The sequence below is a fragment of the Psychrobacter sp. FME13 genome (assembly GCF_014861395.1).
Classification (GTDB): domain Bacteria; phylum Pseudomonadota; class Gammaproteobacteria; order Pseudomonadales; family Moraxellaceae; genus Psychrobacter.
In genome coordinates, this window is record NZ_RRYV01000108.1 from 1 (window position 1) to 10,406 (window position 10,406).

Genomic DNA, 10,406 nt, shown 5'->3' on the forward strand with positions numbered 1-10,406 from the left:
TATGCAGGCGTTCTATAATATTAATTAGCGTTGCACTTGGTGTGTTAATCTAAGAGATGATACTGGTACAGCAGTGCATCTCTTTACTTTGGATGGAATAGAAATTATCAATTTACAAAATATTCAACCATTAGGAAGTTTTATGTCGAATATACTTCCTGGTTTGAGATGGCCTGCTTATGCAACAGTAATCGGACAAATACTATTAAGTAATTTGTCTGATGAAGAAATAAGAATAAGGTTTAATGATTTTTCAGAGTGGAAGATTTACTCTGATGCTACTCCTGCTAACCTTGATGAGTTATTAGAAGTAGTCAATAGTGCACGTGGAAAAGACCATCTTACTAGTTGGCAAAAGTTCAATAATGATATGATTGCCTGTGCTGCACCAATCAAAGACTTGTCATCCAATAAAATCATATATGCGCTTTCTATTAGTTTTCCAGTAAATGCGTTTACATTGGAGTATTTTGAGCAGCATATAACGCCAGCTGTTGTTGAGGCTGCCAATAATCTGAGTAAAATATATAAACCTGATGCTAATTGGTAAGGTTGATTGCTTTATTGATCTATAAATTAAAAAATCTACGATACAGCATGTATCGTAGATTTTTTAATGAAGTACATTTTTTGGTGTTGTGAGATTGGTACTATCTACTCATGCGCCAGACACAGTGGTCATGACGCGCGTACATCGCAGGAATGTACCACCATTCTCTATAATAAGGGTTGGGCGTTTGGTCTACTTGATTGTAACGATCTAGTGGCTGCATATCTCCAGACACATCACGCCCCCAGACAAACGATTGGCGCTCCCTACCTTCAGAGTACATATTTGGATCAAACCACACACCTCCGCCCACAATTCGTTGGTCGGTTTGTTGCATGAGATTGCCCAAGGTTTCTTTGTAAAGCGAATCTTCTTTTGGTAACCCGCCAGCCATCGTGCTGGTTGCTTTGGCCAATCCGTCGACGTGGCTAATGCTCGCCATAATACTATTAATAGCTTCGTTTCCGGTCTCAACCACTGTTTCTGATGTCATCTCTAGTATGCGAGGCTTAGCTTGAATTTCAATAACCCAATAAACCATCAAGATGATCAATAAAAAAGCCAATGCTAAAATAATCAGTATACGTGTGGAAATACTACTAAGTTTGCTAGCAATATTCATGAATAAGCCTTATGTGTATACGCCCACTATTATCAATAAAACATCATTCAATGAATTTAGATATCAGTTATACGCAATCGTCATTTATAATCAGCCAAAGGATACGGTTCTACTATGACAATATGATGACTTACGTTTATCACTTAATGAAATAAAAGAAGCCGCTTAAAAATAAGCGGCTTCTTTTTTTGAAAAGCGAATAACTTTTACTGATTTTTAACATTCAGACCCAACCTTCTTCTAGCAGATGCTCAGTATTACTGACTTTAAACCCATTACATAAGTCATAGAACGCCATTGGATCTTCAACATTATCAAGCAACTCTCGTTTATGCAGTGCCACAAACAGCGCTAACGCATACGCTGCACTATGAATAGATTTTTTCGGATTGAAAGTAATATCAGTAAACCCTTGATATTGTATTACTTCCTCGTGCAGCTGGGAGTTTTGCTTTAACGCATTTACATATAGCCAGTCATAAAACGTCGTTAACGGCTCTACACCCCACTCCATTCCAAAATAATTGTAGCCAATCAGCTCCCCTGAATTCATTAATCGCTCATCTTTTCTAGCCTGCCTTGGCGCTACAGTTAACAAATCAAGATAAGGACCGCCATCTTCAAAGACCATACTAGCTTGAAAGGCATTTTCGACACTATATGGGTTGCCATCATGCTCATCAGTGATTTTTAAGCTGAATGGGCTTAGGGGAAAACTCAGCTTGTTGCCAGACTTGCTAGACAGCTCTAATACTTGCTTAAATCCATATTTTTTACGAATGACTTGATGCAGATCATTGATAGTTTTTTTCTTTTGTTTACTAGAAAACCCCACATGCCGCTCAATTCTAACCATATCTGTTTTTACCAGATTATCACTGTTAACTTTGGGCATGAAAACAGGTTTATGCTCTACAGCGTTCTGTGCTTGTTCCATAGGAATGTGCCTTGATATCAATGGTCTATCTAAATAATTTGTTATAACTGTATTAACTTCACAGAATTTTGACTTTGACGATGTATTCTATGATTGTTAGCAGTATTGATTATTAGTGTTTTGTTAGCTAGCAGCCAAATGTAGTGATTTTATTGAGAGTTGTCGCCTTTATCGGCGCTCGCAGGGAAGTTTATCTTATTATCAGTTGTTTATCCTGCCTTATTTCACGGTTGTTAATAGTTTTTCTGGATTTATCGTTGAGATGATGCCAACCGACTTATTGGGATGGCACCATGCTTTATTTCCTACTAGACACAGATAGTAAGGCATATCGTATCAATACAGGAGAGCTCTGTGACGACAGACTCGGCTGATACTGCATTCAGAAACATCAGTAACTTAGTGGCAAAAGGTATATTAAAAAATCTGATGTTTCATCGCAAAAAGAGCATATAATTCTTGAACACTAATGAGGAGCTAGATTATGAAAAAAATGATAGCAATAGCTATTTTGTCATTAATGAGTGTGGTTTCAATCTCAGCCAATGCGTGCCCAAAGGGCGAACATCCACATGGCGGTACAGGTTCTCATCATAAGGGCGGCTGGTGTTCACCTTAATACAGTTAATCTTCTATAAAATAGTGACAGTGTTGAATTTTCTTGAAGTGTCACATATACATCTGTACTCAGTTGCCTCACCTCTCTTTTACATCAGATCAACTATGCTATGTTATGTTGATGGCTTAAGGCGTTGGAAGCTGCTAGCGATGAATATAAAACCTAATCAGACATGACAGTATAGTGAAAGCGATATATTGTTATGGCTTAAAAAGCGTTTAGATTAGTAATATTACTAAATAATATTAATTTCATAACTGAACTTGTCTGCCAATCCATATGATTCTCTATACTCGATAGGATTGCCCTCCAAGTCCTTGGCTATACGATTTACTTTAACTAAATTTTCTTGTTTGGTATTCTCTAGATAAGGATCGATGCAATCAGCTATAAAAAATAGCGTCTCTACGGCAGACGATACAAACTGACCGCACTTTGTATAATAAAATGGATAAAGGAGATTCTCAAAATCGTCTGGCTCTAAGGTTGTAAAATCTTCGTAACGGCTTTTGGGTAACCAAATTCTTTCACTTAACAGTATTTTTCCTTCAATAATACGCACACGCTCTATATAAATGAGCGCTTTGTTTTTACTTATATTCAGTTTTTTATTAATATCTTCAAGACCATTCTCTATTACCATCACCTTTTTGACTACACCTATAGGTGTTGCATAGCAAGCGTCTTTATCACGAAATTTAAAAAACCTTAATAATGAACTCTCAAAGTTTGGTCGCTTTAAGAAAGTTCCTCTGCCTTGATATTTAGTTAATACACCGTCATCGACCAATTTTTCAACCGCTTTTCGAACGGTTCCCACTGATACCTGATATTTATTTGCAAGCTCTTGCTCGGTTGGTAAAGGTACTTTTTCATCCCACTTACTTTCTGTCAGTAACGTTAAGATATGCCATCGTACTTGCTCATATCTTGGCAGCTTAAAACTTTCTAAATTTTTTAACATTTTTTCACCATTATAGAAAGGGTCTGATTAACGTGCATCCACGTTGTCAAATATTACTATTCTTAAAAAGCATACTGTTAACGATAAACTTGTTTGACGTCTTAAGTGCCCTTAATATGTATCAAATGAATATTAAAGAATGACCGCATCAACCTCACTTGCAATATCACATATACATCTGCACTTGGTTTCCTTGACGCTCTTTTGAACCGAATCAACTATATTATTAAAAATATATGATTATTAAAAATTTATGAACAACCTTATCTAATTAATGTGACCTTTTTTGCTATCATTCTATTCAATCAGATGCACTTGCTTATATAGGAATCTAGTCTAAGAAGTGTCTTAAATCTCAGTATTAAACGTTAAACGATCTAAAAATGGCTATATTTTTTTATAGAATTCATACAGTTAAGATCATCAAAGGACAGTCATGACTTTTTATGTTTTAGCCGCTATCGTAATATGTATCATATTGGGATATACCACCAAAATCAACATTGGTTTATTTGCTATTGCCTTTTCATATCTTATCGGCTGTTTTGGTCTGGGTCTTAAAACTCATGAGATTATCGAGCTATGGCCTCTTAAAATCTTCTTTGTTATTTTTGCCGTAACTCTTTTTTATAACTTTCCTCTAGCGAACGGTGCTTTAGAAAAATTATCGAATCATTTAATCTATAGGTGTCGTCACTTTCCTGAATTATTGCCTTTGGTTATTTTCTTTGTCGCCACGATTATTTCTGGTTTAGGGGCCGGTTATTACACCGTTTTAGCCACAATGGCACCTATGATCCTGCTGTTATCCAAACGTACTAACTTAAATCTGGTTATTGCTACTTTATCTGTGAACTATGGCGCATTAGCTGGTGCTAATTTTGTCACCTCACAGAGCGGTGTTATCTTCAGAGAGCTGATGCGCGGAGCAGGTGTCGCAAATGATAATACCTTTGCTTATGTTTTAGGTGTGTTCGCGGTTACCTTTTTAATGCCAGTGATCGTCTTGGGTGCTTATAGTTTATTCAATGCCAAAAACAGTAAAGTCACGATTCAAGCAATAGTGCCAGAGCCTTTCGATAGCAAGCAAAAACAATCTATTATGCTGATTTTTATAATGATGGCTATTGTGCTTATCATACCTATTTCAAACTTACTCATGCCTAATATAGAGGCGATTCAGTTTTTGAATGCTCGAGTTGATATTGGTTTTATCGCCATTTTTTTCGCCTTAATTAGCTTATTGTTAAAACTGGGAGACGAAAAAAAGGTCATCGCGTTAATACCTTGGAACACACTCATTATGATTTGTGGCGTCGGTATGTTGATTGGCCTTGGCGTTGAGATAGGCGTTATTTATGAGCTAACAGAATGGCTAAGTACCAATGTTCCTATCTGGATGATACCGACTTTAATCTTTGTTATCAGTGCCATCATGTCTCTCTTTGCTAGTACGCTCGGCGTCGTTGCCCCCACTTTATTCCCTATGGTGCTACCCCTAGCCGTCAATTCAGGACTAAGCCCTTTATTACTATTTACCTGCATTGTCGTGGGCGCACAAAGTTCATCACTTTCTCCTTTCTCATCAGGAGGCAGTCTAATGTTAGGCGCATCTCAAGTTGTTATAAAGAAAGACAAGCTGTTCGATGCACTATTATTCAAGGCAGTGCCTTTAGATATTGGTATTGGTATACTGTCACTCTTATTTATCCAGCTGATGTTTTAGCCCATTGAGATGACTGTCGAATGAGTTGAAGACACGCCCTAGTGTGTGTTCTTATGTTGAGAGCAGAAACAAGCCTTAAGACGCTCCTCGCCTGAAGATTGCTTTGACACACCTCTCTATTTATTGAGACATAAGTAGAACGTCTTGAATATCTACTGGGCTACCCTTTATAGCCCTTAATCTCATTTCATTCACCTAGTCAGATTCTTTGTTTATCCGCGACAACGTGCTTTAGCATTCTTCTAACGCATCGTTTGTGGGTGTTGATACTCGTGAACCGTCATATTCATTATTCGTCACAGTCATGTATCCAAAAGATTTTATTGTCTTCTTTTCCTTGATATTAAAGCGATAAATAATTTTCCATCAACTGTTACAATAGTAACCTAAAATAAAATTCATATATACATACATATGTATCTTGTTATTTCTATAATATTCTGTTACTTTTACGAAACGTAAAAATATACTTTTATAAAGTTGATTGGCTATCGTCAAGGTAGTCCAAACTTCATTTGAAATAAATCTATCTCTTTTATCAAAACTCTATTGAGTTCTTTAATCAAAAATACACACAAGGAGTGTCGTGTGAACAAACTATCCTATTTGGCTCTTGGCCTTTCTGTACTTACCCTTACCGCATGCAATAAAACTGATACTGCAGCATCTGATGCTAGTTACGACGCCCCTTCACGTCCAGAGTGTATTGCTCCTGCAAAACCAGGCGGCGGCTTTGACTTAACTTGCAAACTTGCTCAAGCCGGCCTAAAAGATACCGCTATATTAGAAGAGCCGATGCGTGTCACATATATGCCAGGTGGCGTCGGTGCTGTGGCTTATAACAAAATCGTTGCCAATGATCGTGCTAATAACGATGCAATCATTGCTTTCTCTACCGGCTCTATTCTCAATTTATCGCAAGGGAAATTTGGGAAGTTCACTGAAAAAGATGTGAAATGGCTTGCAGCTGTTGGTACCGATTATGGCGCTATCGCCGTAAATGCAGAGTCTCCTATTGAGAATTTAGAAGACTTAGTCACTGAGCTAAAGTCAAATCCAAAAGCAATTAGTTTTGGCGCTGGTGGTAGTGTTGGTGGTCAAGACTGGATGCAGACGGCTATTTTAGCCAAAGCCGCTGGCGTCAATCCTAGTGACATGACTTATGTTGCGATGGAAGGCGGCGGCGAAGCAATCACAGCTGTGATGGGTGACCATATCACTGTCGTAAGTGCTGGTATTGCTGAGATCATGCCTCAAGCCTCTGCGGGTAAATTACGTGTGTTAGCGGTATTCGCAGATGAGAGATTGGGTGGCACGATGGCTGATATCCCTACTGCTGTAGAGCAAGGCTATGACGTTACTTGGCCTGTCGTTCGTGGTTATTACATGGGTCCAGATGTCAGCCCTGCGGCTTATGACTGGTGGAAAGCTAGCTTTGACAAGATGTTAGCGGATCCAAAATTTGCTGAAATCCGTGAGCAGCAAGAGTTGCTACCTTTCTCTATGACGGGTGAAGAGCTACAGGAATACGTGTACAAACGTACCGGCGAGCTACGCGAACTGTCGGCTGAGTACGGCCTGGTTAAAGCTGAAGCCCAGTAATCATTTATTATTTACTAAATCGTTTTAGTATTTCACAAAGGCTGAAAACCTTATTTTTCAGCCTTTTTATACGATAACCCAAGGAGGGTTCCTTATGACAATGGAACGTTTATTTTCTGGGATAATGGCATTATTTAGCTTGTTTTTAGCATATTTAGCTATTGGTTATGTCGCCCCTATTGCTTATGACCCGATAGGCCCTCGTCCTTATCCTATTTTGATTTTTTCCCTATTGGCAGCTTTAACTTTGGTTATTGCCTTCCGTCCAGCGCGTTTTACCAAAGTCATCAATCTAGGTTATGACAATACCGTTATCAAAAATTTGATTTTATGCGTAACAGCATTGGCTGTCTATAGCCTGATATTTGAGCCTTTAGGCTTTGTTATTTCTACCATGTTGATGTGCTTTACAGTCGGTTTGCTGTTTGCAGGAAAGCCGATTAAAAGCCTTATTTTTTCAGTTGTGATCAGTATTGCCTTATATGTTCTATTTGACATGGTATTAGATGTGATTCTGCCACTTGGATTATTATCAGGGATAATGGGATAGCTATTATGGAAACCTTTAACTTTTTAATGCACGGCTTCGCTGTTGCATCAACCCCCGAAAACCTAATGATAGCCTTAGTGGGTGCTTTTATCGGTACCATAGTAGGTATGTTGCCTGGGCTAGGTCCTATCAATGGTGTGGCAATATTACTTCCCTTTGCTTTTGCCCTTGGTTTGCCACCAGAAAGCGCTCTAATTTTACTATCGGCAGTTTATCTTGGTTGTGAGTATGGCGGCCGTATTTCTGCGATTTTGCTAAACGTACCAGGATCTGCTGCAGCTGTTATGACGTCATTGGACGGCAACCCTCTTGCTCTACAGGGCAAAGCAGGTATTGCATTATCAATATCGGCGGTTGCTTCATTTGTTGGTGCCACCATTGCGACTATCGGTGTGGTATTGTTTGCCCCACTATTAGCCAATTGGGCTGTCTCTTTTGGTCCTGCTGAGTATTTTGTACTCATGGTATTTGCCATTACTTGCTTGAGCGGCTTAGTTGGTGACCAACCTATCAAAACAGCTGTATCGGCGCTGATTGGTTTAGGTCTTGCTACAGTGGGTGTTGATGCAGTCACTGGTGTTTACCGCTTTACTTTTGATTCGGTCAATCTGTCTGATGGTATTCAATTTACGACGATTGTCATCGGGTTTTTTAGTGTTAGTGAGATTTTGATTTTACTTGAGAGAACCACCACTGGGCAAAAAGTCGTCGAGCAAGGTAAGCGTAGCTTGTTCAATTTTAAAGAGCTGTTATTCAGTTTAGGCGCTATGCTACGTAGCGGACTGATGGGCTTCGTTGTCGGTATCTTACCAGGTGCTGGCGCAACTATTGCTAGTGCAATGACCTATACCAGTGAACGCAAAATCGCAGGTGATACTGGTAAATTCGGCGAAGGAGATCTTCGAGGCTTGGCTTCTCCAGAAGCTGCCAATAACGCATCTGCGTGCGGTTCGTTTGTACCGATGCTGACATTGGGTGTGCCTGGTTCAGGTACCACAGCAGTTATGATGGGTGCATTGACTTTATATAACATTACGCCAGGTCCACAGCTATTTACTGAACAGCCTGACATAGTTTGGGGTTTGATTGCGTCTTTATTTATCTGTAACGTTATTTTATTGATAATGAACATTCCGTTAGTTCGCTTCTTTGCAAAACTACTTGATGTGCCAAATTATATCTTGATACCTTCTATCGCTGCTGTTAGCTTCATCGGCGTTTACTCTATCAATAGCACAACTTTTGATATGGTATTTATGGTGGCGCTTGGCGTATTCGGTTACTTTTTACGCAAAACGAATTTCCCATTGTCAGCACTGATTTTGGGTTATGTCCTAGGTGAGCTAATGGAAGATAACTTGAGACGCGCTTTATCTATCTCACAGGGTGAGTTAAGTATTCTGTGGAGCAGCTCTATTTCGATAGTATTGTGGTGTTTAGCAATATTGATGGTGTTCATGCCTATCATACGTAGCATTTATCGTAAGCGCTTTAATAAAACGGTTGTTTAAATTTTAGTGACCTTACTCTCTAAATACTTTTTCTATGGTGGTCATGCTTTATGTTTGGCCACCGTTTTTTTTAGGATTTTACAGTGTCCTTTGTTTTAGATTTATTGCACTCCATTCCGGCTTGGCATTTAGCAGGCTTGTTTGTCGCTGGCATGATCGCTTTTATTATCTCCACCATATCTGGAGGTGGTGGTGCAGTATTACTGGTACCCGTTACATCTTCGATGATAGGAGTAGCGATTGTACCACCTGTGATCAACGTGGCCAGCTTTATGAGTAACGCCTCACGGCTATATTTATTTTGGAATGATATTGATTGGTCGTTAACCAAGTACTATGTTCCAAGTGCGATCTTAGGTGCGTGGTTAGCTGCATTGGTGTTTAGCCGTTTGGACGCAAACTGGATTCAATTATTGGTTGGTGCGTTTTTAGTCTCTACTATTTTTCAATACAAGTTTGGCAAAGTAAGTAAAACGTTTGATATGCCAAAAGCAGGTTTTATGCCTGTTGGTTTTGCCATCGCTTTTACGAGCACATTAGTGGGTGGTCTTGGGCCGATACTCAACCCTTTTTATATGAATGCTGGGCTAGAAAAAGAAAGTCTTATTGCTACCAAAACGGCTAACTCTTTTTTTGTAGGTATTGTTCAAATCGTTAGTTATACCTTTTTTGGGATACTCACGCTAAAGATATGGGTGTATGGCCTTATATTAGGACTGGGCGCCGTTATCGGTAATATTATTGGCAAACGATTTTTGGCAGGAATTAGTATCCGTCAGTTTAGGATAATGCTGCTCATACTTATGGTCATCAGTGGTCTTATTATGATCATAAGAAATGTACACGTGCTTTTTTGAAAACGCTTGATTAGATACCATGCTTATCTCGAATAGTAGGTAGTAGGATTGATTGCCCTTCAAAACCTTAGCTCCAAAAAGACTTTCAAAGTAAAGATAAACGCTCCCAACACTTTCTACGTATCACATAACGGGTTTGCAGGTGTCATGACGCCGATCATCATAACCTTTCTTTTTTATCTACAATTTTTCTCATTTTAAGCCTTCGTACTCTTACCTCGTCACCGCAACAAGGTTCACGCATGGTTTTTTGCAAGCATTAAAGAAAACCGCTTGACCTTACCATGATGTCAACCTATATGCTGTCGCTATAGATTTGAAAATGAGATTAAAAATATAGCTTAGATTAACACATGAAGTGCAATACCAAATGCAAGGTGAAAAAAAGACCTAGATGCGCTAGCATCAAAGTTTTTATCCACCGACCAAAGTGAGATTGCAACCATGAGCTATACGCATCTAAGCCTA

At 39.0% G+C, this 10,406-nt stretch carries 10 protein-coding genes; 7 read left to right on the top strand and 3 right to left on the bottom strand.

Going from position 1 to position 10,406, the window contains the following annotated elements:
- Nucleotides 1–142 precede the first annotated feature (142 nt).
- Complete coding sequence (locus EI164_RS11605) at nucleotides 143–550, top strand: IclR family transcriptional regulator C-terminal domain-containing protein (protein WP_192520119.1); 408 nt, start codon at nucleotides 143–145, stop codon at nucleotides 548–550.
- Nucleotides 551–650: 100 nt separating this feature from the next.
- Here EI164_RS11605 and EI164_RS11610 read toward each other — a convergent pair whose 3' ends face one another.
- Nucleotides 651–1,172: a hypothetical protein gene (locus tag EI164_RS11610; protein WP_225739255.1), complete on the bottom strand. Its 522-nt coding sequence runs from the start codon at nucleotides 1,170–1,172 to the stop codon at nucleotides 651–653.
- Nucleotides 1,173–1,395: 223 nt separating this feature from the next.
- Nucleotides 1,396–2,109 carry a DUF6977 family protein gene (locus EI164_RS11615; protein WP_192520120.1) on the bottom strand — a complete coding sequence of 238 codons (714 nt, stop codon included), beginning with the start codon at nucleotides 2,107–2,109 and terminating at the stop codon, nucleotides 1,396–1,398.
- Nucleotides 2,110–2,593: 484 nt separating this feature from the next.
- On the opposite strand from EI164_RS11615, the gene EI164_RS17330 reads away from it, so the two are divergent.
- Complete coding sequence (locus EI164_RS17330; protein WP_263972666.1) at nucleotides 2,594–2,728, top strand: hypothetical protein; 135 nt, start codon at nucleotides 2,594–2,596, stop codon at nucleotides 2,726–2,728.
- A gap of 235 nt (nucleotides 2,729–2,963) precedes the next feature.
- Here EI164_RS17330 and EI164_RS11620 read toward each other — a convergent pair whose 3' ends face one another.
- The gene (locus EI164_RS11620) at nucleotides 2,964–3,692 is read right to left on the bottom strand and encodes a GntR family transcriptional regulator (protein WP_192520121.1); all 729 of its coding nucleotides are present in this window, start codon (nucleotides 3,690–3,692) and stop codon (nucleotides 2,964–2,966) included.
- 436 nt (nucleotides 3,693–4,128) lie between these two features.
- On the opposite strand from EI164_RS11620, the gene EI164_RS11625 reads away from it, so the two are divergent.
- From EI164_RS11625 to EI164_RS11645, 5 genes are all read left to right on the top strand, one after another.
- Nucleotides 4,129–5,418, top strand: a complete 1,290-nt coding sequence (locus tag EI164_RS11625) for an SLC13 family permease (RefSeq protein ID WP_192520122.1) — start codon at nucleotides 4,129–4,131, stop codon at nucleotides 5,416–5,418.
- Nucleotides 5,419–6,006: 588 nt separating this feature from the next.
- Nucleotides 6,007–7,020: a Bug family tripartite tricarboxylate transporter substrate binding protein gene (locus EI164_RS11630; protein ID WP_192520123.1), complete on the top strand. Its 1,014-nt coding sequence runs from the start codon at nucleotides 6,007–6,009 to the stop codon at nucleotides 7,018–7,020.
- Nucleotides 7,021–7,114: 94 nt separating this feature from the next.
- Nucleotides 7,115–7,570: a tripartite tricarboxylate transporter TctB family protein gene (locus tag EI164_RS11635; protein WP_192520124.1), complete on the top strand. Its 456-nt coding sequence runs from the start codon at nucleotides 7,115–7,117 to the stop codon at nucleotides 7,568–7,570.
- A gap of 5 nt (nucleotides 7,571–7,575) precedes the next feature.
- Nucleotides 7,576–9,081: a tripartite tricarboxylate transporter permease gene (locus tag EI164_RS11640; protein ID WP_192520125.1), complete on the top strand. Its 1,506-nt coding sequence runs from the start codon at nucleotides 7,576–7,578 to the stop codon at nucleotides 9,079–9,081.
- 83 nt (nucleotides 9,082–9,164) lie between these two features.
- Nucleotides 9,165–9,938: a sulfite exporter TauE/SafE family protein gene (locus EI164_RS11645; protein WP_192520126.1), complete on the top strand. Its 774-nt coding sequence runs from the start codon at nucleotides 9,165–9,167 to the stop codon at nucleotides 9,936–9,938.
- Nucleotides 9,939–10,406 lie beyond the last annotated feature (468 nt).